Source organism: Pseudomonas sp. ATCC PTA-122608 (assembly GCF_001952855.1).
GTDB lineage: Bacteria > Pseudomonadota > Gammaproteobacteria > Pseudomonadales > Pseudomonadaceae > Aquipseudomonas.
The window spans coordinates 95,766-120,780 of the sequence record NZ_LPNO01000009.1 but is presented as its reverse complement, the minus strand read 5'-3'; the positions used below and the strand labels follow the sequence as shown (position 1 = coordinate 120,780).

The following is a 25,015-nucleotide window of genomic DNA, read 5'->3' as shown; positions in this document are numbered from 1 at the left end:
CTACCTCCCGCAGGCCGTGGGCCGCGCTGTCTTGATGATGTGAACTACCAGGCTGAAGGTGATCAGCATCCAACCGCAGGTGCCGGCGAAGGCGTAGAGGATGTCGGCTGTTTCGCCGTCCGCCAGAAGGAGCGGGGCGATCCAGAAGAACCAGCAGCCGCTGCCGATCAGGTACAGCAAAGCGCCCAGCAGGATCAGGGTGAGTTTGAATGCGAACATGTGGTGTCCTTGCCGCGCTGGGCGGCAGAAGGTGGGTTAGGGTTTGGCGATCTCGTTCCAGCCGCCCTGGCGATGTGTTTCGTGGTAGGTGTCAACGCCGCGGTGCTTCCCGTGACTGATGCGGCAGAGCTTGCAGATCCGGGAATCACCAAAGTCGCCGTACTTCACCATCTCGAACCTGGTCCAGCGATGGCCGAATGGCTTGCAGATCGCAGTTCTGGCCGTCATCACGATGGCGTTCCAGAGCTTGGGATGCTTGGAGTGCAGGTCGTTGTGGATGTGGTTAAGCCGCATCCCCATGCGCCAGCGCAGCGGCCGGCTCTTGTCACCGTTGCGGAACGGTTCGGTGATGAGTTTTCCGATTTGTTTGAGCACAGGAATACCTCGCCCGCCGATCACCGGCAGGCATGTAGGGGGATTGGGGTTAGGCTGTTGCGAACAGATCGATTTGCGGTACCGGTGCGTCGCGCTCGGTAATTGCGTCGGTGATGCGCTCGGTAGCGGTAACGTAGATCTCGCGGTCCTGCTCAATGCCGATGAACTGCCGACCCAGCCGCATGCAGGCCACGCCGGTGGTACCGCTGCCCATCGTGTTATCCAGCACCACCTGACCACGCTGCGTGTAGGTGTTGATCAGGAACGACATCCAGGCCACAGGCTTCTGCGTCGGGTGAAAGCTGCCGGTCTGCTTGTCGCTGGAGAAGAACTGCACCGAGCGCGGGTACCGCTCTGTCGAATCGTATTCCGTCAGGGCCAGGGCCTTGCCGTAACACTCCGAGTTGACTGTCTTACGTTTTGCCGTCTTGCGCTCATGCCCCCCCGTCATTTGCGGGTTGTACACCGGCTGTTTGCGGTAGAAGACCTGGGCGCTTTCGTGAGCCCGCAGCGGTTGCTTCTTGGCGTTTAGGAATCCGGTTGCGTTGCCTTTCTCCCAGATCCACTCATACCGGTAGAGCCTGGGGTTGCTCGCCACCAGCATCGAGGCAAACGGCTGGGCAGCGCACAGCACGATGGCGGCCTCTGGCTTGGCGATCCGCAAGTACTCCATCCAGAGTGGCTCGAGCGGGATGATGGTGTCCCAGGCGCACTGGGTGGTGCCGTAAGGAAGGTCGGCCAGCACCATGTCGACGCTGGCATCTGGCAACTGCTTCATGACCTGGAGACAATCGCCAAGATAGAGCTGGTACTCGATCATTAATTCGACTCCCCCGCGATTGTGATGCCAGCAGCTTTAATGGCCATGAAGCAGCCATTGCGCATGCGTATCTTGGCGTGATGGGCATCAAGGAAGCTGTCGTCGATTGCGTCATCTGGCGGTTCCGGCGAAGGGCCGACCGTTGGCAGGTCCACCACCAGCATCTCGCGGGACCGCTTGAACCAGTGCCAGGCCTTGGCAATGCACGGGTCACCGTAGCTGCCGTTTGAGAGGCGACAGTTTTTTACCAGGGCCGGGAGGCGGTGTGCATGGGCGCAATAGTCGGCCTCGAACTCATCTTGCATTGTCTGTTTCATGGCCTGGGCCCCTTGTAGATGAAGACGTAGGCGAACCAGAGGGTGGTGATCATGGCGTCACCCGCTGGCCGAGCAGCACGTCGGTGACGATTTCCCAGAGCTGAGCCGGTGACCACTGGTACCGGTCGAAGTCGGTGTCTGGTTGTATGCCGTAGACGCAGGTTGAGTGGGCGCCGGCCGGATACTCGCCGCGTTTCGCCATGATCGTGGCGACTCGGCCATCGCCGCCGGGCTCGGTGCGGTGGTAGTGGTATGCCCGGGTGTTGTAGTCGTTGCCGGCTTCCACGGTAATCGTTCCATCCGGTATCAGGTGCGCGCGGCCGTCTGGCGTCCACGGCCTGCCGCCACCTGGTGTGCGGGCGCCCTCGTGCAGATACAACACGAAGCCGCCTTCGTCGCTGCGCTCCAGCTCAAAGCAGTGATTGATCTGCTTGCCGACGATCACTCTGGAGGTGAAGTTGAAGCGGTGGTCGTGGATCGCCGAGTATTTGAAGCAAGCACGGCGCGGCAGTTCTGGGTGCCAGACATGCAGCCGTTGGCCGCCTTCCAGCTGCACCTGCACAAAGCCCAGGCCGTGCAGGGTGATCTTGTCGGTCATTACGTCGTCGATGATGCTCACGGCGTAACCTCCCGGCGCGCCCACTGCACATAGGGGCCGTCATCCGTATCGAAGATCCCCATCAGGAACCACTCAGGGCCTGGCGATTCGGGATTCCAGGCGGTGCACGCGGCATCCTCGTCAGGTAGATCCTCGAGTTCGTCGCCAGAGTGCCAGCCTTTCAACTCCAGTCCCTGTTCCTTGACCCAGGCAATGTAGGGCGCCGGGTCTTCGCCTTCGCCAAAGCTCGGGATGTTTGGGTGATACCACCAACCATCCGCATCGCGCTTCACCTCGACCGGCCCGAACGGCTTGCTGCCGCTATGCGCCTCGCAGGGAGTGACGTAAACCACGTCGGAGTAGTGCCCGCCGCCAGAGCTGAATTCCATCTTGCAGCCGCACTTGGCGGGCTCGCTGTTGACGAACGTAATCTTTTGTTCAGGCATGACTTCGTCCTTGCCGCTATAGCGGCTGACTTTGAAGGGGGAGGGGTTACAGGTTTTGCGGGAGGAGTACGGATGTACTCCTATCGAGGTTCTGCTGCATCGCTAGTGATCGGCACGGCCCTGGCCGCGATGTCTCGAATCACCTCAATAGACGGAGTTGGCATGTGCATCCCATCGTCAATGAATGCCTCCGCCCTCCCGTGAATTCGGGTCAGCGCAGTGGTAAGCACATCCGCCCGCTCATCCGCCGCGGTCAGGCGCCGCTGCAGTTCCTTCTCCCGACGTTCCGAGGCTACGCAGCGTTCGGCCGCGTCTAGAAACAGGCGAGTAGCGTTATCGAAGTCTTCGGCCATGACTACCGTTGGCTGGAAAACCGCCTTGCATTCACCCTCAACACCGGGCAAGAAGCCTTTCAACTTCCAGCGCTTTACTTCGCTCATACATCCTCCCTCGTTACCAGATCATGGGCATTCACAACCGTCATGCCGAGGCGTTCGGCGATCAGGACTTCCAGCTTCGCGCCTTGCGATTTCTCCCATCCCGGCAGCAGCGCGATCACGCCGCAGAGGCCCAGGCGCGTCAGGTCGTAAGCCATGTAGTCGGCCCACTGCGCGCCCTCGACGATGCCGTGGTCTGCTGGGTTCTCGACTTCGTAGCCTTGGGCGCGCAGCTGGTCGGCCACGGCGTTGAAGGCGGGGTAGTTGAAGTCCGCGATCCCGGTCATGGGTCCGGCGACGTACACGCGGTTGGCGCGGGTAGCCTGGAGCGTTACACCTGACACTGCTGGCGCCGATGAAAAGTCATGCCAGGTGTAAACCTCGAACTCGCCGGGGCGCAGGCCAAGGTGGCGACCATCAGGCATCACTGCTGCCACGGCACCATGGCTGTTTGTCCATGCGTCGTAGATGTTGTTCTGCGCTGCCAAAGGAACGGTTCCCTTGATGTAGGCGAGTCCAATTCCGGGCATGGGGTCGGCAGTGACGCTCTTCACCATTCGCACTGTGCGCGGCACGCGATCGCCAAACGGATAGCTGTTGCTGCGCTTGTGCAGAGCTGGGCAGTCGATACGGTTTTCTGTAGGCATGGGGAGTCCTTGCCGGGCCATGCCCGGGCGGTGTGGTGCTACGATGGCCCCTTCCTATAAATGGGCTGGACCATGACAAAGCACGATATTTACGATGAGATCGAAGGCTTTCAGGTTTGGAACTACATGGAGTGCGACAAGGACGAGGAAGGCCGGGAGACCTGGCGTATCAACGTCGAGGTGAAGCGCGGTGGTGAGGTGGTGGTGCCGGTTGTTGCGGGTGACCGAACCTATGTTGACCGTGGCCTGGCGCAGGTTGCTGGCCGCGAGGACGGAGCCAGGCTTATTGCTGGGCGCGTAGCTCGCTAATCAGTGCTGTCAGGCGGCGCAAGTCGCCTCCGGCACCCAGTCAGCAAACCCAATCTTTGGCGCACCAGTTTTGGCATTCAGGATCGGCTTTTTCTTGGCGTCGACCAGGACGGCCTTGGTCCTGATCTTCAGGTCGCGACAGACAATGCTCTTTCGGGCCATGTCCATGAACTGCTGTGCGTACTGGGGGGCGTCGAACATCGGCGACAGGCGCACGCATTTTTTGCCTGCCATGATCTTGGCCACCCGAACCTCCACCTCGGCCTCCCACTGCGAAACGGTCAGGTCGATGCGCTTGCCGCCCTCATTTTTGAAGGTGGGCGTGTGCTCTTTGGCCTCTTCGCGAGCCCAGTTCTCGCTCATTCCAAACACTGCAAAAGTGGTCATGGCCTTACTCCAGGCAATCGAGGGCTTTCTGAAGAAGCTTGCTCACCGGCAGATCTTCGTGCTCGTCGTGATTCATTGCGCGCTTGATGTAGGTGCGAGCCTCTTCGGCATAGTCTCGAAGGCGATCCAGCTCGTCCTCAGCATCATCAGCCTGGCTTTCGAGCATGCGGATATCATCGCGAAGACTTTCAGCTTCGGCACCTGGATCAATGCACTGCGCGGTAAGGCGGCGGGTAAGCTCAGCGGCGGCGGCTGGCTCAAGCGCCGCATAGTGCAGGCACCCTTCGTCGCTCAAGGCACTTGCAGGGATGCTCATGGGTAATCTCCAAGCGTGCGCCTGCCTCGCCGGCTGGCGTGATTGTTAAAATTAAATTGAGTCTGTCAGGCAGAAAGCTCGACCAAGGGGATGCGGCTCATGTGCATCGTGTACCCGGTCTTCTTCTCCAGATCGCTGTATTGCTGGAGCAGTTCAGGCTGGTGCTGGCGCCCGTTCCTGAGATCACCTTTGCTGGCCATGATGCAGAACACGCAACTCAGGCGGTCATTGCCCAGGGCGTACGCATAGTGCGGCTTCTGGCCGGCACGCTCGATAATGTTGAACACCTCGGCTTTGGACATTTCATGCACTGGCAGCCACTCGTACCAGGTGTGCACTGAATTGCTGATAGCCATGCGGCTGAATGCCTGCCGTTTGGCGCGCCCGGGTGACTCTTGGGCGCGCAACCCCAGGCAGTTCACGATCACCTTGAAACCGCCAGCCTTGGCGTAACGCCGAACCTCGCGCTGGATGGGGCCGCGCTTGAGATCGCTCGTACATTGGCGGGTGGATGCCGACGGCCAGCTCGGCACCTCCGGCCTGCCTTCAAAGCGGCGCTCTACCATTTCCAGCAGCGTCTTGGTGGCAGTGGCCACGATGAATGGCAGACCTGCTGCGTCGGCTTGATCGCGCGCAAGCTCCATCGCGCCAGGCCACTCCATGGCACCCAGCGAGGCGTGCACTACGACCAGCTGCGTCATAGGCACCACCTCTAACAACTTGATCAGCTGGACTTGCGAGTCCTTGCCTCCGGAATGGTTGGCGACAAAGAGCGCGCCGGAAGCCACCAGGGCCTCAACGTCAGAATTGAGTTTCATGGATACCTCGCCGGCTGGCGTGATTCAGTGATATGGGGTATTACGGGTGACCGGCATGGAGCCGGATCAAGGAGAGAATCAGATGGGTATCGAAGAAATGCAGCACGACGAATTCAAGCCAACCTGCCCAAAGTGTGGGGGCATCGAATTCGCAGCCGTATATAACCGCTATGTAGCCCGAACCGCCCAACCAATTAGCATGATTATCTGCGCTGACTTGAAGTGTCAGGCCGTTGCAGGTGTGTTGCCTACTGCTGAAGTTTTTCCAGAGTAACTACGCCGCTTTGCGCTGCCCTAGGACAGTCTGGCGTGCAGCCTCAAACTCGCTGCCGAGGATCTCGGTGGCGCCTTCGATGTTCTCGTGTCCATCCTCAAGCCTGAGGCCGAGGCTCAGGTACACAACCTCATCCAGCTCGAAGAACACACCGCCGCACATCCACAGTGCCCCCGGGTTCAGGCCGATCGCCTCCCAGGCTTCGTCCATATCGATGCTGGCAGGGCAATGTTCCTTCCAGAGAGCCGACAGGCGCTCATGCTCGGCGACCTGAGTGACGCGCGCCTCCTTTGGCGTTCCTTTCGCAGGCTTGGAGCTGGAGCGGAGCGAGCGGTACCCGTATTGGTCGGGGCGGCACCAGTGCACGTCCAGTTCGCGGCTATCACTGAGTTTCACGCCGCCGACGTAGCTCCGATTACCTGACCGCATCGGCGAGGCCGCACCACCAAACACTTGGCCAAGCTTGGCGCGCTGGGCGTCCCACTCTTTGCGCTTGGTTTCCCAGGCGATGACCGCCGCAACCACGGCAGGGGCTGTGGTCTTGTACATGTAGTTGCTCATGGCTTATCTCCAGTCAGGCGCCGCCCTCCGGTTACCGGATGCAGCAAGTAGGGTGGGTTATGCGGGTTCGATGCCGGTCTTGCGGAACTCTTCAAGCTGTCGCGACTGCTTTTCAGTAACCTCGAAAACAGGTCGCGACATGGTGGTGAAGCGGGCAGATTCTTCGGCGGGCGCTGCTGCCAGGTTGATCAGTAGCGTCGAGACCGTCTCCTGCCACTCTTCAAAGTCGTGACGTTCGCCCAGCACTTGAAGCGCATCATCGAGCGCTTTCGAGACAATCAGCGTTCGCTTCTCGGCGCCGATCCGGTCGAGCAGCGCCTTCTCTTTCGCGCGCTTGTCCCGCTGGATCTGCGCGTTGTTCTTGGCCATGGCCTACCTCTTCGATTTCATGTGCTGGCAAATCAAGCCATGCCTGACGACGGCGTTGCCGCACCTGGTTGTTGATGCGCTTCACGGGCTGTCGGCGAACTTGAAGCCGTTTTCCTGAGCGATCAGCCTGGCACGCTTGCTGTCGGTACCGAACTCTTTGGCGGCCTCGATTGCAGTCATTCCGGTTTCAGCCAATTCCTTCAGCCTGGGCGCATCCTTGTCGCGGGCAGCCTTCAGCTTGATGCTGCGGGTGCTTTTGATCGGGCCACCGACTTCACCGCTGACGCCGCTGGCAATTTGCTCGGCCTTGTTGCCGGCGCCGAAGAATGCGTCCATCTGGCGATGCAGATCCGCGATCACTGTGTCGCGAGGGTTGGCCATCGGTACGCCGATCACTGCGCACCGCCTGAAAGCGTTACCTTCACGCCATCTGCACGAGATTCCAGCTCCTGGGCAAAGTTGCTTGCTTCCTTCCAGGTCCAGCGGAAGCCCTTCACCTTGGCGGTGGAGCGCTCCACGATGTGGTAAGCGTTGCCGCGGGTGATGACCTGGAAGCGAATCTGTTGCACGGGCTGCTCCTTGCCGATCAGGGCATAGAACTCGGCGGTGGCAATGCGGGAGCGAACTCGCAGGGCCGCAACCCCGTCGACTCGCTGTTGAACTGATGCGTGCATGGCGGATACCTCAGTGGGTTGCGTTTATTCGTCAGCAGCCTGACCGCCTGCTGGTTGCCGCTGGGCGCAGGGGAGGGTGCTGACGAATAAAGGCGAGCCGTAAAAAAGCCCAGTCGAAACCGGGCTTTTACCTCCTACGTAACAAGCCAGCGGGGCCATCTGGGCTGCGCTGGTATCTGTGCGTTTACATGGCTGCCAATCCTCCGCTGTTCGCTCACTGGGAAGGCAGTGGCCACCTATTGAGTCTGCATCGGAGATCGCTCGAATCTGGCTGGCGAGTAAACCGTCTTCGCCGCGTTGTTCGTCGCTCTGGCTCGGGTAAAGGTGGCCACCCTGCTATCTCGGGGCAGTCAGCCGAGCGATCTCCGATTCAGCCTGCGCTTCGGCACGCAGGTGACCGGGCAGTTAACGACAGGCTGTCGTGGCGCTGGTTGTTCCAGCTTCGAGCTTCAAAGCTTTTTTCAAGGCTCTATCGAAGCTCTTGAAATAGAAGACTTTCTCCGGTTTGAATACGCCGCCAATGATGATCATTGTGGCTGCCGGATCGTCCGGGCCTCGGCCGCCCAAGAAACCACGCGGACGAGTATCTGCGATCAATATCCCGCCCTTTGCCACTTTCTCGCCGAAGTTCAGTACGGTTACGCCTGCCTTTTTGCAAGCCTCCTGACGCTCAGGCTTGAGGGCGAGCAGGCCGCTCTGATGCGTGTACAGGTTCATGATTTTTCCTCGGTTGTTTTCCCAATGCACCCGACCGAACCTCAGCTGGGTGCATCAGTGAAAATTTCCGTCCAATTACCGCCGGAAGGGGCGGGGCGCATTGCTTGCCGGGTCGTTCACTCGGTTCTGGCGTTTCACCATCGGGCAGCCGTACAAGGTTTTCCCTGTCGTTGGCAGGCTTTCGGGCCTGTCTGCTCGCCGGTCGCCGGTAGAGGCAATGCGGTCTGTTGTTTGTTGCGCTGGCTGTTAAAGAGCGGTGGTCGCCGTGTACTTGCTGAGAAGCACAAGTCGGCTTGCATTTATAAAAGCATGCTTGTGTACTGAATGCAAGCACGCTTGTGTTTATTTTGCTTACTGTACGTATGTACAGCATTCTTGGGAGGTGGTTATGGCTAAGCAGAAGGGAAGTCCAGCAGGATCACCGCGGGTAGAAATGACGGGCATGGAACGGCTGGGTTTGAGGGTGTCGTCGATGATCAACCACCCCGTGGCGCAGGCGCAGCGCTGGGTGACGATTCATCGCCTGGACACGGACGGAGATCGAGAGTGGGAAGAGGTGCTGGGCGTGATCGCCGAAACCGACGAGCTTGAGTTGACTCTCAATGACGACGGCAGCGTGACGGTGAGGTGGGAGCAGCAGGAACTTGAGGTGGTGGGGAGGGGCGAGGTTGAGTTTGAGCAGGAAGAAGAGGCGGCGCCTTTCTAGCGGGCAATAAAAAGCCCGGCGCTGGCCGGGCTTTGATGAAGGGCATGGTCTTATACCGGCAGTCCGTTCCACACGTACAGCACGCGGGCCAAGATGTGGGTGTCATCTACCCTGATATCCTCCGGGTCGTGGTGCTTGTTGTCCGAGATCATCTTGAAACGATCTTTACCTTTCTTCTGCAAGCGCTTCACGTAGAGCATCTCGTCGTGCGAGAAGAGGTATATGCCATCCCCGGTGAACTCCCGGATGGTGATATCTACCAGCAGCGGGTCGCGATCTTTGATTGTCGGCGCCATTGACTGCCCCCACCCGGTGATCATCTTGAGGTGGAAGTGCTCTTTGAACGAAACTCCCATCTCCCTCAAGTGTTTGGGGCTGACCCGTATATCCTGAAGCATTTCTGGGAATTCGTGCGGGATCTGGCCGCCGCCCATCGCTGCGCGCACGTCGTAGTGGGCAATCCATACTTCGTCGCCGACTTGGCCGGCCCTGGTGAAGTCGACCTTCACTACATTGGTCAACTTCGACTCAAGCGCCACCTCTTCTACCACCTCGGCGATTCTCGCTCGTGCGTCTTCCGATAGGCCTCGGCCGTGCTTATCGAGCATCTGTTTGACCAAATCCGCCGAAGAATACTTGCCGACCTTTGGAGCGCCCGCAGCCTTCCGGCTCGGCGGCTCACCCTTGCCTGACAGCAGCCAGTCGACCGTCGTGTCATAGCCTTCAGCGATCGCTACCAGGTTTTCGTTCTTAATGTTGCCGGTATCACCGGCAAACCACTGACGAACAGCTTCGTAGCTGACCCCGCAGGTGGTCGCTATATCCCTTTTGAATCCTCGCGGCCCAATCTCTGGCTTTCGCGCCAGGACAAGTTTCGCAATCCGATCAGTAATTTTCATGCAAGCAATCTACAAGTTAGCTTGGCAAGCATGCTTGCTTAGTAAACACAAGCATGCTTGAATTGCCGTATACCCAAAGGAGTCAGCCATGAACCGTGCCGACGCAATTAAACATTTCAAAGGAATCGCGCCCCTCGCTAAAGCGCTCGGCATCACATACGAGGCTGTCCGGCAGTGGGGCGATGAGATTCCAGAGCTCCGTCAATACCAGCTTGAGCATGTGACCGGCGGCCAGCTGAAGGCCGACAAGAAGAAAACTGCTGCATAAGGCGTCCCTGTCATTGATCTGTTGAGCGAATGATCGCCGTACCTGGCGCCCGCTACCACGGAAACAAATTTGAGGTTTTACGAATGGAAGATTTCTTGAGGGCTTGCCACACCACCATCAAGGAAAGTGGGGCAGAAGAACTGGCCGGGAAGATGTGCCTGGCACACGTGAGCCTGCTGCAGCGCTCAAACCCGGACAACGCGGCTCATCACCTGACCATCGAGCACCTGTTCGGAATCCTGCTTCACACCGGCGATATGCGCCCCCTCCTGGCTCTTTCAGACCAGTTCGGCTTTGAACTGGTAGCCCGCGAGAAGCCCGCAGCCAAGCCACTTATGGTTGCGCTCGGCCACCTGTCCGCCGAATGCGGTGACGTGGGTCGATTGATCTTCGATGCCGCCGCGGACAACCACATCAGCCAGCACGAAAAAGCACAGGGCGAGAAGGCCATTCAGGAAGCGATTGATGCGCTGCATGTGCTGCGCGAATCGCTGAAGGCCGCCTGAATCCCAGACATAAAAAAACCGCCTGGCAGGGCGGTCCTTTCAACAGCAATTTAACTTGTGGGGCCATTATGAACACACTTGTTGCTCCAAGCAATACAGTCAGCATGTCGAGCCGGGAGATCGCCGAACTCACCGGCAAGCAACACAAGGATGTCATCCGCGACATTCGCGTGATGCGCGATGCCCTGGAGAAGGATGGCGCAAATCTGCGCCATCTTCAGGAAGAAAAGGACGGGCGCGGTTACACCGCCGAGTTCCAACTTGACCGCGTGCTCACCGAGACACTTCTGACCGGGTACAGCATCCCGCTTCGCCATCGTGTCGTGACACGTCTTGGCGAACTCGAAAAGGTGTCGCGACACACCATATCGATGCCTTCCAACTTTGCCGAAGCCCTCCAGTTAGCTGCCGATCAAGCCAAGCAGAACGCTTCGCTGCACCTGGTCATCCAGCAGCAGGCCCCGAAGGTTCAAGCCCTTGAGCTTCTTTCCGCTACCGCCGGCTCAATCTGCATTACCTCGGCAGCAAAGCAGCTGGGTGTCGGCCCGCTGAAGCTCTTCAAGTGGCTCAGCGACAACCGCTGGATCTACCGCCGCACATCCTTCGCCGCCTGGTCTGCCTACCAGCCTCGCCTGACCTCAGGCCTGCTCGAGCACAAGCTGGTCACGGTAGGGAAGGGCGCCGAGGAAGACCTGAAGGTGGTGGAGCAGGTCATGGTCACCCGTAAAGGCATCACCACTCTCGCCGAACAACTCCAAGGAAACTCGCTGTGAGCGTTCAAGCTATGTCATGGGCGCTTTCTTTGCCCGTGCAAACCCTCAAAGACTCCAGCGCTCGGCATGTGCTGCTGTGCCTGGCCAACTACGCCGGTTCGAACGGCACTGGGGCCTTTCCGTCTGCCTCTACCCTGGCCCAGGACACCGGGCTTTCCGAGCGCACAGTCCGTTACAAGCTTGACGACCTGGAACAGTCCGGCCTAATCAAGAAGGGCAATCAGGCCATCGCGGCGGTGCACATTGATCGCCATGACCGTCGTCCTGTCGTCTATGACCTCCAAATATTGCGGGGTGCAAATCCTGCACCCCGTGCAAAACGGGGTGCAGATGACGCGGCGGGGTGCAAACCACAACAGAACGGGGTGCAGCCTGGAACAGAACGGGGTGCAGCAGCTGCACCCAATCCATCACTTAACCATCAAGGAACCGAAGAGCAGCAGCAGCGCGAGCTTTCGGACTTGATCGATGAGCAGGATCGCCAGGCGCTGGAGCAGCAAGATGATCGCCAGCGCTTCGCCATGTTTGCCGACTTCGTGCCGTCGGACGAGGCGCTGCAAACTCAATTGAAAATCGCCGGGCTACCGGCTGACTCCCTGACCGCTGAACTGCTGTCGGGCTTCAAGGGTTTCTTCGTCGCCAAAACATCCGTTCTCGATACCGCCGCTGGCTGGTGTTTCAAGCTGTCTGGCTGGATCAAACGAGAGCGTGCCCAGGCCGCCGGAGCGTCCACCAGTGAGGAAAGCATGGCCGGTGAAGACTGGGCCGCGAAGGGGGTGCGCCTGTGAACCGATCAAACAAACCTGTTGTGGCGAGCCAGCTGGTAGCGCGCCGTCAATGCGACCCCGCTTACCAGGGTCCAGATCAATCCCCAGTCGTGGTGGCTGTTGACCCGGCAACCCAAGCAGTTATCGACGATCTGTTCCTCCGGTTGCGCGGCGCGTGCGGCGCCTGGCGCCAGTCCTGGCCGACCGAGGCTGTCATGAACGCCTCGAAACTTGAGTGGCTGGGCGAGTTCATGCGCTCCGGAATTACTCGAATGGAGCAGATCGATCACGGCATGCGCGTCGTGAGTGCAAGCAAATCGGCTTTCGTGCCTGCCCCGGGCGTTTTCGTCAGTTGGTGCTTCGCCCCTGAGGGTCTGGGGCTGCCCAGCGTCGAGTCTGCTTACGCCCAGGCCCTTCGAAACTGCCACCCAGCTATGCGTGGCTGCGAAAAGTGGTATCACCCGGCCATTTACCACGCCACGGCGGCTGCGGGCTTCCACAGTCTCTCGCTGCTGTCTCGTGAGCTTGGATTGGCGAGCTTCGAAAAGCACTACCTGATCCAGTGCCGGCGCATCTGGCAGGGCGAGCAGTTGAGCCCGGTGCCGGTGGCGGAGGTGGGTCTGGAGCCCCGGATAACTCCGGAGGTTGGGAAAAAGGCGCTGGCCGATCTGCGTGCCCGCCGCGCCGGCGGTGCCCAATGAGCAAGCTCACCAATGCTGCCCGCGATCGCGAATGCCAGGTTCGGCTCCCGGGTTGCGGTTGCGAATCCTCCACCACGGTCCTGGCGCACTACCGATTGTCCGGCACCTGCGGCGTGGGCATGAAGCCCAACGACTTCCAGGGCGCCTGGGCTTGCGGTTACTGCCACGACATCGCCGATGGTCGACTCAAGGCGCCTGTACAGCTCACCCGTGAAGAGGTCCGGCTGTATCTCGCCGAGGGCGTCATGCGCACCCAAGACATCCTCATTCGCGAAGGGAAGGTGAAGCTTTGAAGCCATTTGCTGTGAAGCCATTCAACCCAGCACCCAAGCGTGCCAAGGCCGTCGACCGGGAAGGCCTGGAGCAGGCCGCGCTGATGAAGGAAATCGCGCTGCGTTACCCGGTCGCATCCAAGCTGATTTTTCACGTCCCGAACGGCGGGCACCGGCACAAGCTGGTAGCGATGAAGCTGAAAGAGCAGGGCGTGAAGGCCGGTGTTCCCGATCTGGTGCTGCCGATGGCTCGCGGCGGGTACTTCGGCCTGTACATCGAATTCAAAGCCCGGGCGCCGTATGACGCCGCCGTCTCCCCGGCTCAGGACGCCTACCTGCAGGCGCTGACTGATCAGGGTTATCTGGCCATCGTCTGCCGTGGGCACGTCGACGCCATTGAGGCAATCCGGGCTTACCTACTTCAACCCCAAACCAAGGCTGCCGCATGACCCAGACACTGCTCACTTCGTTTACCGACGCAGAGATCCGGCGCCAGGCCGGCAACACCGATATCCGTGACCTGCGGGATGCTCGGTACCCAGGCGTGTATTTCCGCTTCCATCAAAACCGGGAGCGTGGCGCCTGGCACCTGGTGGTGGGCAAGAAGTGGGAGAAGATCGCCGGGTTTCCGGAGCTTCCGGTGAAGGGACTGATCAGCGCTCTGCCAAAGATCCGCGAACGCCTGGCCGCCGACCCGAAGGCATCAGCCGCCGCGGGCACGTTACAGACGGTTGGTCAGTTGCTGGACTGGTTCACTGCTCGCCAGTCCGTTGACCGCAGCCTTTCAGCCAAGCGCCGTTCCACCAACACCTCGATCATCTCGTGCCATCTGAAGCCACGGCTCGGCACCCTGGCGGTGGAGGATGTTGATCGGTCAACGCTCGACAAGCTAGTCATGTGGCCGATGCAGGCCGAAATGTCCCTGTCCTATGTCAGGCTGATGTGGGGCGTACTGGTGGTCGCGTTTCGCCAGGCCGAGAAGCTGCGCCTGATCACCACCAACCCGATTGCAGGATTCAAGTTCACCGACTTCACCAAGGCGCGTATCCAGCCCAAACCGTCACGCCTGCGCGCCGTGCAACTCGAGGAAGTGATCGGGCAACTGGCCGAAGGGTTCGACCAGCACCCGCAGGACTGCATGCTGGCCTTGATGATGCTGTGCCACGGCACCCGCTCCGGGGAGACCAGGCAGGCGCAGTGGTCCCACCTGACCCTGGGCGAGCAGGGCGAGTGGTTTATCCCCACCGAGAACACCAAGACTCGCTGCGAGCATCACCTGCCGCTGACCCACCAGGTGTGCGCATTGCTGGAGCGATATCGCGATTGGCAGTCAGCCAAGGGCTACAAGGGCACCTACATGTTCCCGGCACGCAACCGTGGCCCGATCAGCGACAGCCAGGCATGCGCCGCGTTCACCCGGCTGGGCAAGGGCGAGTGGACCAGCCACGACCTGCGCAAGGTTGCCCGCACCGGCTGGACTGATCTTGGCGTCGACTTCCTTATCGGCGAGATGCTGGTGAACCACACGATGACCCGCAACGTGCAGACCTACATCCACACCTCTGCCGAACTACTCAAGCGCGAAGCCCTGAACAAGTGGCACGACTGGCTAGACGGGAAGGGCTTCAGCCTTATTCACCGCTCGACAATGACTAGAAACGGAAATTCGCATAATGCAGCCGAGGCCTTGAATGGCGCGGCTTCTAGCCAAATCCAGAAACCATAAAAGGCGAGGTTTAAAAATGATGAAAAAGCAGCATGGCCCCGCCTTCAAGGCTCAGCAGATCACGGTCGCACAGTGCACCACCTGCAAGGGCCGGACAGTGGTGAGAGGCGTGTTCCACGAATTGCCTTGCCCCCAATGCAACGCATCAGGTTGGGTGTCTGCCGAAACTGGCGATGCCTTGCCGCTCGACGTCCTAGTCACTCAGTTGGGGCTCATGCTGCACCGGGCAAACACCATGCTGGGTTTCATGGGGGAAATGGTTCCGACGAGTGCCGAATCCAGGCAGTACAACCAGAACAACCGCCGTGGCCCGGGTGCCACCAACTTCACAGGGGACTGACCGATGATCTATCAAAGCGTACTTGGCGGCGTCGTTTCGGCCCTCGCCGCTGAAGCCATCGACAACACCAGCAAGCAGGCCTGGCAGAAGCTGTACAGCCCGCACGAAGAGCAGCAGCGCGACCTGCGCTCGTTGTTCGGCACGGCGCCGGGCGAATCAATCGACCGCACCCAGGCTGATTGCTGGGTTGCTGCTCGACTGCACCACGGACTTGAGAAGCACCATATGGATGCTCTGGTCGCAAAATACAGCACCGACAAAGGCAAGAAGGTTCAGGCGATCGCCGACCTGCGTGTGCGCATCCAGTCTCCAGCGCCGGCGCTGTTCGTATTCAAGGCTGTCACGGCCTGGGCAGTTCCTAAGCTGAAGGGCGCCGACCAGAAGGGGCCGCAGACGGTGACAGTGACCATCCCGGTTGATACGCCTGACTGGCGCCGGGATTCGATGATCGCCTCAGCCGTGGCTGCCGAGCGTGCAGCGAAGAAGCGCCTCGAGTCCCGCGCCGCTTCAATGGTCATCCTGCCCAAGAGCTTTTATGACATGAACACCTGGGACGTTGAAGGGAGACCTGAATCCACGCGTCGTGAGTGGAGGCGCAACATCTACGGCGCTCTGGATACCCTGGTAAACGAGGCGCTTTGCATCGCCGGTGAGATCTTTGACTTCGAGGGTTTGATTATTTCAGATGCTGCTTAATCAGGCGTTGACAGTGTTCCATCGTTCCGTCAGTATTTATCCCATCCTGTCATTCCTGCGCGTTTAGAGGACTGACACAAATTTTGAGCCCCGCCACTGTGCGGGGCTTTTTCGTTTCTGGAGTATCGGATGGATCCTACTGACCTCGGCCCAGGCACGGCTACCTGGCTGGGCGGTAGTGCCACTGTCGTGCTGGGCGGGCTGCTCTGGCTTCGCAAGTTCCTATCTAAAGACGCGACTGATCGGGCCATGGATAGCGCCGATATCGGTACGCTGCGCCGGCTCAATGAGCTGTTGAACCAAGAGCGCTCGGCCCGCAAAGAGGCCGAGGCCCGCGCTGATCAGTTCGCGAAAGAGCGGAACGATCTCGCCGCTGCCGTTGGCAGGATGGAAGGGAAGATCGAAGCCCTCACCAGCCAGGTCGGACAACTCACCGAGCGCGTCACGCTGCAGAGCGAAGAGATCCACCGCCTGCGCACCAAGCTTGGAGGTATCGCCTGATGGACAGATGCGCACTGGAATTCATTGCACGCCGGTGGTGGAGGCGGGCTGAGGTCTGGGCCATTGCTGTGCTGCTGGTTGGTGGTGGTGCTGTGCTTGGATACCAGGCTGCGTACTGGGCTCTAGCCGATAAGCAGAGCAACCAGATCACGGACATTCGCAAGGCCTACGACACAGCCATGGAAGAGCGGGATAAGCGCCTTGAAGAGCTGACCCGCAAGACTGGCACCGCCGCCGACAAGGCTACCAAGGCTGCGACTACAGCGGCCCAGGCAGCGGACAAGGCGGATGAGGCGCTCAACCGCGTCGGGCAGTGAGCTGGAGGTGGTGATGGCTAAGGTAAGCGTAACGATCAAGGTTGTTCGGCGTTGGTGGGTGACTGAAGTTCTCAGCCTTGCCATCTGCTACTGCTGGCTGACCGGTCGCGATGAGATGCCCGAGGCATTCATTGATTGGCTAGTGACTCACGGCTTCAAGCTTGAGGTGGAGTGATGGCGAGCACGTCACCATGGCACCACCTGTACAAGACCAAGCGCTGGTATCGGCTTCGATGGCATCAGCTACAGGCCGAACCTACATGCCGCCTATGCCGTGCTTTGGGTACGGTTGAGGCAGCCAATACCGTCGACCACGTCAAGCCCCACAAGGGCAACGAGGATCTGTTCTTCGACGCATCGAATCTGCAAAGCCTTTGCAAGCAGTGTCACGACGGAGCCAAGCAGAGGCAGGAGAGGACCGGCATCTTGCCTGGTCATGACGTGTCAGGCATCCCGGTCGACCCGAACCATCACTGGAACCGCAATTGATAAAAACTATCAATTCGGGCCTTGTAGCACGTCAATCCCCCGACTTGTAGCACGCCAGTGCCCCAGGGGGCGGTAAAAATATTGAGAATGCCGCTGGACGGGACCGCCCTCGACTCTCTTCTTCATCCCTAACCCGGAAAACGCCGCCAAAACACATCGCGGCCAGTATTGAGAAAATCTATGACAGCCAAGCGTAGCCGCTCCGATAGCGCGACATCGGCGGTTGCCGCTATGCGGGCTGCCAGTGTCGGACCAATTAAGCCGCCGAGGTTCGTCCATTTACGCAAAGGCGACAAGCCTTTTTGGGATTCCATTGTGCGCGCGCGCACGCGTGATAGTTGGACAGACTCTGATCTGGTCCTGGCCGGTAACCTCGCACGGTGCCTTTCAGACATTGAACGCCTGCAAAAGGAGATCGATCTGGAGGGCGATGTGTTGAAAAACGACCGGGGCACGCAAGTCATAAACCCCAAGCACAGCCTGCTAGAAACGCTGAGCCGTCGAGCCGTGTCATTGAGCCGGACGCTACAGGTTCACGCGCAGGCTACGCAGGGGGATTCTCGCGACCAAGGTAAGAAGGCGACCAAGCAGCGAGAGGCCGAGAAGGTTCTTGCAGAGCAGGACGACGAGGATCTCATTCCGAGGGCTATGCACTGATGGCAGTCAAGCGCAGGACGCGTGGCGAAAAGGTCATCGCCTTCATTGAGAAATACTGCCGTGTGCCGGAAGGTCAGCACGTTGGCAAGCCCCTGGAGCTTGATCCATTCCAGAAAGATTTCATCCTGGATGTCTACGACAATCCTGCCGGCACCAGCACTGCGTTCCTAAGCATTGCCCGGAAGAATGGGAAGACGGGCTTGATCGCCGGTATTCTTCTGGCCCACATCGTTGGACCCGAGGCGGTGCAGAACTCTCAGATCGTATCGGGAGCAATGAGTCGTGAGCAGGCCGGTCTTGTGTTCAAGCTGGCTGTGAAGATGATCCAGCTCAACCCAGAACTGCAGTCTTTGATTCACATCGTGCCAAGCAGTAAGACGCTGATCGGTACGCCGCTTAACGTTGAGTACCGAGCGCTTTCTGCCGAAGGTAAAACGGCCCACGGCCTGTCGCCCATCCTGGCGATCCTCGACGAAATTGGCCAGGTACGCGGCCCACAGAGCGACTTCATTGATGCGATCACGACAGCCCAGGGAGCCCACGCGGCTCCCCTGTTGATTGCGATCAGTACCCAGGCCGCGCAGGACAGTGACCTGTTCAGCATTTGGCTTGACGATGCAGAGAAGTCGCAAGACCCGCACATCGTCAGCCGCGTCTACCAGGCGCCCAAGGACTGCAAGGTTACCGACCGCGAGGGTTGGAAGGCTGCAAACCCGGCGCTTGGTTCGTTCCGTTCGCTGGCAGATCTTGAGAAGCAGGCAGAGCGCGCAGACCGGATGCCGGCTTCGGAGAACACGTTTCGAAACCTTTGCCTGAATCAGCGGGTGTCGACGGTTTCCGTCTTCGTCTCCAAAGGTGTTTGGGTCGGCTGTGGCGATGATCCAGATAGCCCTGATGGCATGGACCTGTACGGCGGCCTTGATCTTTCGTTCAGGACTGACCTCACAGCCTTCGTCGTTATCGGCAAGCGCGACGGCAACTGGAATGTGTGGCCGTTCTTCTGGACGCCTGAGCAGGGGCTAGCTGAGCGCGCCAAGCGCGACAGAGAGGCCTATGAGGTGTGGGCGCTGGAAGGGCTACTCCTGACTACGCCGGGCGCGACTGTCGACTATGCGTACGTTGCTGCTGACATAGCTCGGATTCTTGCCGAGCTTGGTGGCGATATCCAGGCCATTGCATTCGACCGATATCGGATCGATCTCTTCAAGCGTGACGCCGAGGCCCAGGGCGTAACCCTACCCCTGGTTGAGTATGGCCAGGGGTACAAAGACATGACGCCGGCCATCGATGCGCTGGAGTCTGAACTCCTCAACGGGAGGCTAAGCCATGGTATGCACCCAGTGCTCACGATGTGCGCATCCAACGCGGTGATCCAGAAAGACCCGGCGGGCAACCGCAAGTTCGCGAAGGACAAGGCTACCGGCCGCATCGACGGAATGTCGGCCCTTGCTATGGCGTTCGGCGCAACTCTCGGCGCTCCCGAAGAGGTCAAGGGCGACATCGACCACTATCTCAAAAACGGATTCTCCGGACTTCTATAGGCTCACTATGGCTTCTCGCTGGTACAACCCGATGAGCTGGAGTTTCTTCGGCTTCAACGATCCAAAAACTGGCCAGTACATCGAGGTCAATAACGATATCGGTGGTCAAACGCGCTCTGGTGAAGTTGTTACACCCAAGAAGGCAATGGCGATTCCCATTGTCTGGTCCTGCGTAAAAATACTGAGCGAGACGGTATCGGGGCTTCCTTTGAAGCTCTACGACGACCTCCCAGCAGGTCGAGCACTTGCCAAGGGTAACAGCCGTGCGGCGCGCTTACTGGCTAAGCCAAACCCGTACATGACGATGCTCAACTTCATCAAAGCCATCATCGTCAACATGGCGCTGCGCGGGAATGCTTTTGCACTGATTGAACGCAACGACGCAGGGGAGTTCATCGGTTTTATCCCGCTGAGCGCCGACTCTGTCGAAGTGAATACCGACGATGACCTGATTTATTGGGTGACCTTGAAAGGTCAGCGATTCCCGGTATCTCCCGAGTTCATGTTGCACTTCAAAATATTCAGCGCCGACGGAATCAACGGTTTGTCCCCGGTTGAGTTTCAGAAGGAAGCGATGGGTCTGGCCAAAGCGGCTCAGAGTTGGTCATCGCGGTTTATGCGTAAAGGCGGCTTCACTGGCGGGTACGTCATCTATGACAACTTCCTGACCGCCGAGCAGCAAGCTCAAGTACTCGACAAGTTCCCCAAGATCCGCGACGGCGATGTTGAGGACATTGGAAAGATGGGGCTGCTTCAGGGTGGCCCGAAGATTGTCCCTGCTGGCATGTCGCAGAAAGATAGTCAGTTCATTGAGTCGCAGCAGTTCCAGGAAGAAGCCCTTGCGGGCATCTGGGGCGTGCCGCTTTACCTGGCCAACCGCGCTGGCAAGACATCAATCATGGGCTCCAATCTGGAGCAGCAAACTAGCGGCTTCATCACCTTCGGCCTCAGCCCCTACATCAAGGCGATCGAGGACGAGATCAACGACAAGCTATTCGCCGGAACCACACAATTCGTCGAGTTCGTCGTCGAGGGAATTCTGCGAGCTGACAGCGCTGGTCGGGCGACCTACTACGGTAGCGCCCTGGGCGGCTCTGGCGGATCCGGCTGGATGACCATCAACGAAGTTCGGCGCAAAGAAAACCTTCCTCCGCTGGTTGGCGAAGAATACGACCGGGTTACCCGGTGGGAGATGCAAACAAATGTCAAAGATTGAAGTCCCGTTTGAGCTGAAAGGGATGGATGACGCGGGCAACTTCGAAGGTTACGCCGCGGTGTTCAACAACATCGATCTGGGCGACGACGTGATTCTGCCCGGCGCATTCACGAAGGTGAAGACAACTCGCGGGGGGCGTCTGAAGCTGGCGCTGTTCCATGATCTGACCCGGCTTGTCGGGTCTGCATCTTTCACTCAAGACGACCATGGCCTTTACCTCAAAGGCAAGATCAACCTAGCCGTGAGCTATGCCCGTGACGCATACGAGCTCATGAAGGAAGAGACGCTGGACAGTATGTCCATCGGCTTCAACACCATTAAGGCCACGTTCGAAGAGCGCGACGGTCGCACTGTGCGACTGATCAGCGCCGCCGAACTGTGGGAAGCCTCGATAGTGCCCTTCGGTATGAATCCAGAGGCAAAGGTTACCGACGTGAAGTCGGATATCAGACTTTTTGAAGCAGCCCTGCGCGAACGCATGGGGCTCTCGCAAAAGGAGGCGGCAGCAGTCGCCTCGCTCGGCTATTCCGCCGTACACCGTGATGGTGGGACGGCGGCCACGGCGATCGTGGATGAGCTGAAAGAAATATCCAACCTGTTCAAAAATCAATTTGGAGTTCAGCCATGACCGCTGATGTTAAAGAAATTCGCGAAGCCCTCGAAAAACAACTCTCCGATGGCTTCGGTGGACTGCAACAAAAATATGACCATGTGTCGGCAGAGCTCGAGAAGGGTAACGCCGCAACCAAGGACATTAAGTCCCAGATCGAAAACCAAAAGGGTGAGATCGAGCGCGTTATCGAGCAGGTGCAGAGGCTCGAAGAAAAGGGTGTTCGTCTGCGATCCCCGGGTGGTGAGCAGAAGGGCTTCATCGACTTCGTCAAAGGTAACGACGATTACAAGGCGCTCCTTGATAAGAAGCAGGATCGCGCTGAAATCGAAGTTACCAAGTCGGCAATGGCGAACATGTCCGAGGTCAAGGTGACCAGCGCCGGCCTGGTGGCGCCTCAGTACGATCCAGTCATTCAGGATAAGCCACGGCAGAACCTGGTGATTCAGGATCTGATTCCTTCGACACCGGTCACCGGCACTTCCTTCACCTACTTCAAGGAACTGCTGCACACCCTGGGTGCAGGCATGGTCGGCGAGGGCGAAGCGAAGCCATCGAGCGACGTGACCTTCGAAGAAGCCACCGACACCATCAAGAAGATCGCGGTCTGGATGCCAGTAACCGACGAGGCTTTGGACGACGTGCCGCAACTCTACAGCTACATTCAGGAGCTTTTGCGCTACGACCTGAAGCTGAAGAAAGAAGGTCAGATCCTCAAGGGCGATGGCATCGGTAAAAACATGAACGGTATTATGACTCAGGCTACTGCTTTCAACGCGGCGCTGAGCAAGGCGAATGATACGGCTATCGACACTGTCCGCCGCGCCCTATATCAGGTTGGCAAGCAATCCAAGCGTTCGGCTGACGCTGTGGTGATGACCGATCTGGACTGGATGAATATCGAGCTGGAAAAGGACGCCCAGAACCGCTATCTGTTTGCCAACCTGCAGGGCTTGGTTACTCCGATCCTGTGGGGGCGCCCTGTTGTGGCCTCCGACAGCATGGACGAAGGCGATGGTTCCACCACCGGCGGCGAGTTCCTGACAGGGTCTTTCGCGCAGGGTGCGCGGATCTATGACCGAATGGCGTTCACCATCAAGGTCGGCATGATCAACGACGACTTCATCAAGAACAAACGAGCCATCTTGGTCGAGGAGCGTTTGGGTCTGGCTGTACGCCGTCCTTACGCCTTCGTGAAGGGGCGCTTCAAACCTCAAGCTTGATTGTGTCGAATTGACCCCGGGGCCTGACGGCCCCTTTTTTGTGGAGAAAGTTATGAAAGTCAAAGTTCTGTGGGGCTTTGAAGGCGATCCTGACAAGGTCAAAGTGAACAACGGCCGAGTTTCTGCCGGCGAGGTAATCGACCTGGACGACGAAGAGTACGCCCATCGCTTGATCGGTAAAGGGCTTGCCGCGCTCGATGACGGTACTGCCCCGAAAGCCAGCAAGCAGTCCAAGCCCAACGAGACCAAGTAAATGATCGACCTGGCGCGCGTGAAGCTCCACCTGAAGGTGGACGGCGACGAGGAAGACACGCTCATCACCGGTTACTTCGAGGCGGCCAAGTTCCACGTTGCCATGCACTGTGACCGGGAGCTGGTGGAAGACGAACCGTCCGAACCAGAGCAGATGGGGTTCACGCCTGATGTCGAGCAGGCGGTGCTACTGCTCGTTGGCCACTGGTACGCCAACCGCGAGGCCGTCGTGATCGGCACTATTTCATCGGCAGTTCCTTTGGCCGTTGACCGTCTCCTCTGGTACAGGAAGCGATTCTGATGAGAGCAGGCCCCCTGCGTCACCGCTGCACTATGCAGAAGCCAGACCGAGCGCCAAACGGTTCCGGGGGCTTCATCGTCACCTGGCCCGAGGTCGGCAAGCTGTGGGCAGAGATCACGATGCCCACCGGTCGAGTCGCCCCAGTCGCTGAAAAGCTCACCCGAGTCGTAACTGCCGAGATCCGCATCCGACCCCGGGTAGACGCGGTAGCCGGCAACCGCCTGGTGTATATCTCGAAAGGGGTCAGCACCACCTATCTAATCGAGGCGGCGTTGATCGACAACGAGAACACCATGCTTCGGCTGCTGTGTTCGAACGTACCCAATCCATAGAGGTGAATCATGAAAGTTATTGCCTTGGGCAACCTGTCCGGCGCCACCGGCGACCGGGAGAAGGGCGATGAATTTACCGTCGACGCCAAGCTTGGTGCCGACCTGGTGGCGCGCGGTCTGGTAGAGCCTGCGGTAGAGACTGCACCTGCCGCTGAAAAGTCCGCCAAGGCCAAGGAGTAGGCCATGGCCGCCCGCCGATCACGCATGTCCGGCGACTTCAAGTTGCGCCGGTTGCTGCGTGCCATTCATGCCACGACGGAAAACGAGCTGGCGCCGGCAATGCTGGAGTCGGCGAACCAGATACTTGAATCAATGCGCGAATTAGTGCCCAAGGATACTGGCGCGGCAATGGGTGCGCTCAAGGTGTTTGTGTCCCAAAGTGGACTTGATGCACAAATTGGTATTCGCGGCAAAAAGGACAACCGGGAGTTTTTCTATCTTCGGTTTTACGAGTTTGGCACCAAAGGCTACAAGGGCAACAAGCGTTCGGGGGGCCGTAATCGTCGAAAGACCAACAAGAGCGACGGGACCAACTTCTACGGTAAGTTCCCTGATATCCCGGCTCGACCTGCGCACCCATGGCTGCGTCCGGCTCTGGATTTGAATCGAGAGCATGTACAGTCAAACCTGAGTGCAGCGATCGCCCGCGCGCTGGCCAAGGCAAGCAGAGGGGCTTCTGATGGCTGACCCGTCCGTAGCATTGCAGGAAGCATTGTTCGCCAGGCTGGAGGCTGAAGTTTCGTGTCCCGTCTTCGACGGCGCACCGATGGATACCGAAATGCCTTACGTCTCCTTTGATCGGGAGATTTCCACGAACATGACGCCGATTGCTGGCAGGAAGCGCGAGCGCCGCCTGATCTATCTGTCGGTCTGGTCTGACTCTCACGGGCAGGCAGAGGTGAAGCGCATCAATGGCGAGATTGTGGCGGCTCTGGATGAGCGCCGCTTGCCGTTGACTGTCGGCCGGGCCGTATCGGTCAGGGTCGAGCAAGCCGACGCACAGCGTGAGCCTGACGGCGTCACGTACCAGGGATCGATCACGATCCGCATCATCACCACCCACTAAACCCAACACCCGGCCGCACCGCGGCTTTATCCAATGTGCCCTTGGAGGAACCCCCATGGCCGAAGACAACCTCAATACAGCCGCCGGCTGCCGGATCGGTATCGGCAGCAAGAACGGCGCGGACACCGAAGCGCTCTACAAGGCTGACACCTATGTCGATATCGGCGAGGTGGAAGACCTGGGCGAGTTCGGCGACACGTTCAGCTCTGTGACCTTCACCTCGCTGCGCGATGGCCGTGTACGCAAGTACAAGGGCACCGCCGATGCCGGTGACTTGACCCTGGCCGTCGGCCTGGATAACGGTGACCTGGGCCAGGCCAAGCTGAAGATCGCTCACAAGGATCGCAGCAAGGGCGACTACAACATCAAGATCACCCTCAACGACGGCGATCCTGATGCCACCCCGGCGCTGCTGCCGACCACCTTCTATCTGCGCGGCAAGGTGATGAACAACACCGTCGCCGCCGGCGCCGCTGACAACGTGGTGCGCCGCAACGTCACGATCGGCATCAACTCCGACATCCTGGAAATTCTCCCGGCTGCCGCGGCTTAACCCGAGGGGCTTCGGCCCC

At 59.1% G+C, this 25,015-nt stretch carries 46 protein-coding genes; 29 read left to right on the top strand and 17 right to left on the bottom strand.

What is annotated here, in order from left to right:
* The 8 genes from AU074_RS10640 to AU074_RS10605 all read right to left on the bottom strand — a co-directional run bounded on the left by AU074_RS10640 (position 1) and on the right by AU074_RS10605 (position 3,859).
* Positions 1–219 (bottom strand): hypothetical protein, encoded by a 219-nt coding sequence (locus tag AU074_RS10640; RefSeq protein WP_076014691.1) that lies wholly within the window; start codon positions 217–219, stop codon positions 1–3.
* A gap of 36 nt (positions 220–255) precedes the next feature.
* Positions 256–594 carry a hypothetical protein gene (locus AU074_RS10635; protein WP_076014690.1) on the bottom strand — a complete coding sequence of 113 codons (339 nt, stop codon included), beginning with the start codon at positions 592–594 and terminating at the stop codon, positions 256–258.
* Between the two features lie 49 nt (positions 595–643).
* Positions 644–1,414, bottom strand: coding sequence for a site-specific DNA-methyltransferase (locus AU074_RS10630; protein ID WP_076014689.1), 771 nt, complete (start codon positions 1,412–1,414; stop codon positions 644–646).
* Complete coding sequence (locus tag AU074_RS10625) at positions 1,414–1,731, bottom strand: hypothetical protein (RefSeq protein ID WP_143503573.1); 318 nt, start codon at positions 1,729–1,731, stop codon at positions 1,414–1,416. The genes AU074_RS10630 and AU074_RS10625 overlap by 1 nt, the downstream gene beginning before the upstream one ends.
* 49 nt (positions 1,732–1,780) lie before the next feature.
* Complete coding sequence (locus AU074_RS10620; RefSeq protein ID WP_083676667.1) at positions 1,781–2,329, bottom strand: hypothetical protein; 549 nt, start codon at positions 2,327–2,329, stop codon at positions 1,781–1,783.
* 17 nt (positions 2,330–2,346) lie between these two features.
* Positions 2,347–2,775: a hypothetical protein gene (locus AU074_RS10615; RefSeq protein ID WP_371916623.1), complete on the bottom strand. Its 429-nt coding sequence runs from the start codon at positions 2,773–2,775 to the stop codon at positions 2,347–2,349.
* Positions 2,776–2,855: 80 nt separating this feature from the next.
* Positions 2,856–3,215, bottom strand: a complete 360-nt coding sequence (locus AU074_RS10610) for a hypothetical protein (protein ID WP_076014686.1) — start codon at positions 3,213–3,215, stop codon at positions 2,856–2,858.
* Positions 3,212–3,859: a DUF4406 domain-containing protein gene (locus AU074_RS10605; protein WP_076014685.1), complete on the bottom strand. Its 648-nt coding sequence runs from the start codon at positions 3,857–3,859 to the stop codon at positions 3,212–3,214. The genes AU074_RS10610 and AU074_RS10605 overlap by 4 nt, the downstream gene beginning before the upstream one ends.
* 72 nt (positions 3,860–3,931) lie before the next feature.
* Here AU074_RS10605 and AU074_RS10600 point away from each other — a divergent pair, with 72 nt between their 5' ends.
* Positions 3,932–4,168 (top strand): hypothetical protein, encoded by a 237-nt coding sequence (locus AU074_RS10600; RefSeq protein ID WP_076014684.1) that lies wholly within the window; start codon positions 3,932–3,934, stop codon positions 4,166–4,168.
* 9 nt (positions 4,169–4,177) lie between these two features.
* Here the strand turns inward: AU074_RS10600 and AU074_RS10595 are convergent, their stop codons facing one another.
* The 3 genes from AU074_RS10595 to AU074_RS10585 all read right to left on the bottom strand — a co-directional run bounded on the left by AU074_RS10595 (position 4,178) and on the right by AU074_RS10585 (position 5,689).
* Positions 4,178–4,555 (bottom strand): hypothetical protein, encoded by a 378-nt coding sequence (locus AU074_RS10595; RefSeq protein WP_076014683.1) that lies wholly within the window; start codon positions 4,553–4,555, stop codon positions 4,178–4,180.
* 4 nt (positions 4,556–4,559) lie between these two features.
* The gene (locus tag AU074_RS32770) at positions 4,560–4,871 is read right to left on the bottom strand and encodes a hypothetical protein (RefSeq protein WP_178106614.1); all 312 of its coding nucleotides are present in this window, start codon (positions 4,869–4,871) and stop codon (positions 4,560–4,562) included.
* Positions 4,872–4,936: 65 nt separating this feature from the next.
* Positions 4,937–5,689: a phosphoadenosine phosphosulfate reductase family protein gene (locus AU074_RS10585; protein WP_076014681.1), complete on the bottom strand. Its 753-nt coding sequence runs from the start codon at positions 5,687–5,689 to the stop codon at positions 4,937–4,939.
* A gap of 82 nt (positions 5,690–5,771) precedes the next feature.
* Here AU074_RS10585 and AU074_RS10580 point away from each other — a divergent pair, with 82 nt between their 5' ends.
* Entirely contained in the window at positions 5,772–5,963 is a 192-nt protein-coding gene (locus tag AU074_RS10580; protein ID WP_076014680.1) for a hypothetical protein, read from the top strand.
* Here AU074_RS10580 and AU074_RS10575 read toward each other — a convergent pair whose 3' ends face one another.
* The 5 genes from AU074_RS10575 to AU074_RS10555 all read right to left on the bottom strand — a co-directional run bounded on the left by AU074_RS10575 (position 5,964) and on the right by AU074_RS10555 (position 8,284).
* Complete coding sequence (locus AU074_RS10575) at positions 5,964–6,524, bottom strand: hypothetical protein (protein ID WP_076014679.1); 561 nt, start codon at positions 6,522–6,524, stop codon at positions 5,964–5,966.
* A gap of 57 nt (positions 6,525–6,581) precedes the next feature.
* On the bottom strand, positions 6,582–6,893 hold the full coding sequence (locus AU074_RS10570; RefSeq protein ID WP_076014678.1) for a hypothetical protein: 312 nt from the start codon (positions 6,891–6,893) through the stop codon (positions 6,582–6,584).
* Positions 6,894–6,974: 81 nt separating this feature from the next.
* On the bottom strand, positions 6,975–7,289 hold the full coding sequence (locus AU074_RS10565; protein ID WP_076014677.1) for a hypothetical protein: 315 nt from the start codon (positions 7,287–7,289) through the stop codon (positions 6,975–6,977).
* Positions 7,286–7,567, bottom strand: a complete 282-nt coding sequence (locus AU074_RS10560; RefSeq protein ID WP_076014676.1) for a hypothetical protein — start codon at positions 7,565–7,567, stop codon at positions 7,286–7,288. The genes AU074_RS10565 and AU074_RS10560 overlap by 4 nt, the downstream gene beginning before the upstream one ends.
* A 405-nt stretch (positions 7,568–7,972) precedes the next feature.
* Complete coding sequence (locus AU074_RS10555; protein ID WP_076014675.1) at positions 7,973–8,284, bottom strand: hypothetical protein; 312 nt, start codon at positions 8,282–8,284, stop codon at positions 7,973–7,975.
* Between the two features lie 388 nt (positions 8,285–8,672).
* Between AU074_RS10555 and AU074_RS10550 the strand changes: the two genes are divergently transcribed.
* On the top strand, positions 8,673–8,990 hold the full coding sequence (locus AU074_RS10550; RefSeq protein WP_076014674.1) for a DUF1654 domain-containing protein: 318 nt from the start codon (positions 8,673–8,675) through the stop codon (positions 8,988–8,990).
* A 50-nt stretch (positions 8,991–9,040) separates the two neighbouring features.
* On the opposite strand, the gene AU074_RS10545 is transcribed toward AU074_RS10550, so the two are convergent.
* Complete coding sequence (locus tag AU074_RS10545; protein ID WP_076014673.1) at positions 9,041–9,889, bottom strand: XRE family transcriptional regulator; 849 nt, start codon at positions 9,887–9,889, stop codon at positions 9,041–9,043.
* 88 nt (positions 9,890–9,977) lie between these two features.
* Between AU074_RS10545 and AU074_RS10540 the strand changes: the two genes are divergently transcribed.
* The 26 genes from AU074_RS10540 (at position 9,978) to AU074_RS10425 (ending at position 24,996) form a co-directional block, all read left to right on the top strand.
* On the top strand, positions 9,978–10,157 hold the full coding sequence (locus AU074_RS10540) for a Cro/CI family transcriptional regulator (protein ID WP_076014672.1): 180 nt from the start codon (positions 9,978–9,980) through the stop codon (positions 10,155–10,157).
* Between the two features lie 83 nt (positions 10,158–10,240).
* Entirely contained in the window at positions 10,241–10,663 is a 423-nt protein-coding gene (locus tag AU074_RS10535) for a phage regulatory CII family protein (RefSeq protein WP_076014671.1), read from the top strand.
* Positions 10,664–10,731: 68 nt separating this feature from the next.
* Complete coding sequence (locus AU074_RS10530; RefSeq protein WP_083676664.1) at positions 10,732–11,436, top strand: phage regulatory protein/antirepressor Ant; 705 nt, start codon at positions 10,732–10,734, stop codon at positions 11,434–11,436.
* A gap of 11 nt (positions 11,437–11,447) precedes the next feature.
* Positions 11,448–12,224, top strand: a complete 777-nt coding sequence (locus tag AU074_RS10525) for a helix-turn-helix domain-containing protein (protein WP_076014669.1) — start codon at positions 11,448–11,450, stop codon at positions 12,222–12,224.
* Positions 12,221–12,904, top strand: coding sequence for a replication protein P (locus tag AU074_RS10520; protein WP_076014668.1), 684 nt, complete (start codon positions 12,221–12,223; stop codon positions 12,902–12,904). Before AU074_RS10525 ends, AU074_RS10520 begins: the two co-directional genes overlap by 4 nt.
* A complete protein-coding gene (locus AU074_RS10515; RefSeq protein WP_076014667.1) occupies positions 12,901–13,197 on the top strand; it encodes a DUF1364 domain-containing protein in 297 nt (98 codons plus the stop codon). Before AU074_RS10520 ends, AU074_RS10515 begins: the two co-directional genes overlap by 4 nt.
* On the top strand, positions 13,194–13,625 hold the full coding sequence (locus AU074_RS10510) for a VRR-NUC domain-containing protein (protein ID WP_076014666.1): 432 nt from the start codon (positions 13,194–13,196) through the stop codon (positions 13,623–13,625). Before AU074_RS10515 ends, AU074_RS10510 begins: the two co-directional genes overlap by 4 nt.
* A complete protein-coding gene (locus AU074_RS10505) occupies positions 13,622–14,902 on the top strand; it encodes a tyrosine-type recombinase/integrase (protein ID WP_076014665.1) in 1,281 nt (426 codons plus the stop codon). The genes AU074_RS10510 and AU074_RS10505 overlap by 4 nt, the downstream gene beginning before the upstream one ends.
* Before the next feature lie 19 nt (positions 14,903–14,921).
* A complete protein-coding gene (locus AU074_RS10500) occupies positions 14,922–15,242 on the top strand; it encodes a hypothetical protein (protein ID WP_076014714.1) in 321 nt (106 codons plus the stop codon).
* A 3-nt stretch (positions 15,243–15,245) separates the two neighbouring features.
* Positions 15,246–15,938, top strand: coding sequence for a hypothetical protein (locus AU074_RS10495; protein ID WP_076014664.1), 693 nt, complete (start codon positions 15,246–15,248; stop codon positions 15,936–15,938).
* A 129-nt stretch (positions 15,939–16,067) separates the two neighbouring features.
* Positions 16,068–16,439: a chemotaxis protein gene (locus AU074_RS10490; protein WP_076014663.1), complete on the top strand. Its 372-nt coding sequence runs from the start codon at positions 16,068–16,070 to the stop codon at positions 16,437–16,439.
* A complete protein-coding gene (locus tag AU074_RS10485; protein WP_076014662.1) occupies positions 16,439–16,756 on the top strand; it encodes a hypothetical protein in 318 nt (105 codons plus the stop codon). Before AU074_RS10490 ends, AU074_RS10485 begins: the two co-directional genes overlap by 1 nt.
* Positions 16,757–16,769: 13 nt before the next feature.
* Positions 16,770–16,931 (top strand): hypothetical protein, encoded by a 162-nt coding sequence (locus tag AU074_RS34040; protein WP_159442629.1) that lies wholly within the window; start codon positions 16,770–16,772, stop codon positions 16,929–16,931.
* On the top strand, positions 16,931–17,245 hold the full coding sequence (locus AU074_RS10480; RefSeq protein ID WP_076014661.1) for an HNH endonuclease: 315 nt from the start codon (positions 16,931–16,933) through the stop codon (positions 17,243–17,245). Before AU074_RS34040 ends, AU074_RS10480 begins: the two co-directional genes overlap by 1 nt.
* A gap of 180 nt (positions 17,246–17,425) precedes the next feature.
* On the top strand, positions 17,426–17,902 hold the full coding sequence (locus tag AU074_RS10475; protein ID WP_076014660.1) for a TerS protein: 477 nt from the start codon (positions 17,426–17,428) through the stop codon (positions 17,900–17,902).
* On the top strand, positions 17,902–19,443 hold the full coding sequence (locus AU074_RS10470) for a terminase large subunit (RefSeq protein ID WP_076014659.1): 1,542 nt from the start codon (positions 17,902–17,904) through the stop codon (positions 19,441–19,443). The genes AU074_RS10475 and AU074_RS10470 overlap by 1 nt, the downstream gene beginning before the upstream one ends.
* Positions 19,444–19,450: 7 nt before the next feature.
* A complete protein-coding gene (locus AU074_RS10465) occupies positions 19,451–20,659 on the top strand; it encodes a phage portal protein (RefSeq protein ID WP_076014658.1) in 1,209 nt (402 codons plus the stop codon).
* Complete coding sequence (locus AU074_RS10460; protein WP_076014657.1) at positions 20,646–21,287, top strand: HK97 family phage prohead protease; 642 nt, start codon at positions 20,646–20,648, stop codon at positions 21,285–21,287. Before AU074_RS10465 ends, AU074_RS10460 begins: the two co-directional genes overlap by 14 nt.
* Positions 21,284–22,492, top strand: coding sequence for a phage major capsid protein (locus AU074_RS10455; RefSeq protein ID WP_076014656.1), 1,209 nt, complete (start codon positions 21,284–21,286; stop codon positions 22,490–22,492). The genes AU074_RS10460 and AU074_RS10455 overlap by 4 nt, the downstream gene beginning before the upstream one ends.
* Before the next feature lie 52 nt (positions 22,493–22,544).
* Positions 22,545–22,745 (top strand): hypothetical protein, encoded by a 201-nt coding sequence (locus AU074_RS10450; RefSeq protein ID WP_076014655.1) that lies wholly within the window; start codon positions 22,545–22,547, stop codon positions 22,743–22,745.
* Positions 22,746–23,045 (top strand): head-tail connector protein, encoded by a 300-nt coding sequence (locus AU074_RS10445; RefSeq protein ID WP_076014654.1) that lies wholly within the window; start codon positions 22,746–22,748, stop codon positions 23,043–23,045.
* A complete protein-coding gene (locus tag AU074_RS10440; protein ID WP_076014653.1) occupies positions 23,045–23,377 on the top strand; it encodes a phage head closure protein in 333 nt (110 codons plus the stop codon). Before AU074_RS10445 ends, AU074_RS10440 begins: the two co-directional genes overlap by 1 nt.
* Positions 23,378–23,386: 9 nt before the next feature.
* Positions 23,387–23,557, top strand: coding sequence for a hypothetical protein (locus AU074_RS34150; RefSeq protein WP_173860370.1), 171 nt, complete (start codon positions 23,387–23,389; stop codon positions 23,555–23,557).
* Between the two features lie 3 nt (positions 23,558–23,560).
* The gene (locus tag AU074_RS10435; RefSeq protein ID WP_076014652.1) at positions 23,561–24,064 is read left to right on the top strand and encodes an HK97-gp10 family putative phage morphogenesis protein; all 504 of its coding nucleotides are present in this window, start codon (positions 23,561–23,563) and stop codon (positions 24,062–24,064) included.
* Positions 24,057–24,443, top strand: a complete 387-nt coding sequence (locus AU074_RS10430) for a DUF3168 domain-containing protein (RefSeq protein ID WP_076014651.1) — start codon at positions 24,057–24,059, stop codon at positions 24,441–24,443. The genes AU074_RS10435 and AU074_RS10430 overlap by 8 nt, the downstream gene beginning before the upstream one ends.
* A 55-nt stretch (positions 24,444–24,498) precedes the next feature.
* Positions 24,499–24,996 carry a hypothetical protein gene (locus AU074_RS10425; protein ID WP_046068872.1) on the top strand — a complete coding sequence of 166 codons (498 nt, stop codon included), beginning with the start codon at positions 24,499–24,501 and terminating at the stop codon, positions 24,994–24,996.
* Positions 24,997–25,015: the final 19 nt, after the last annotated feature.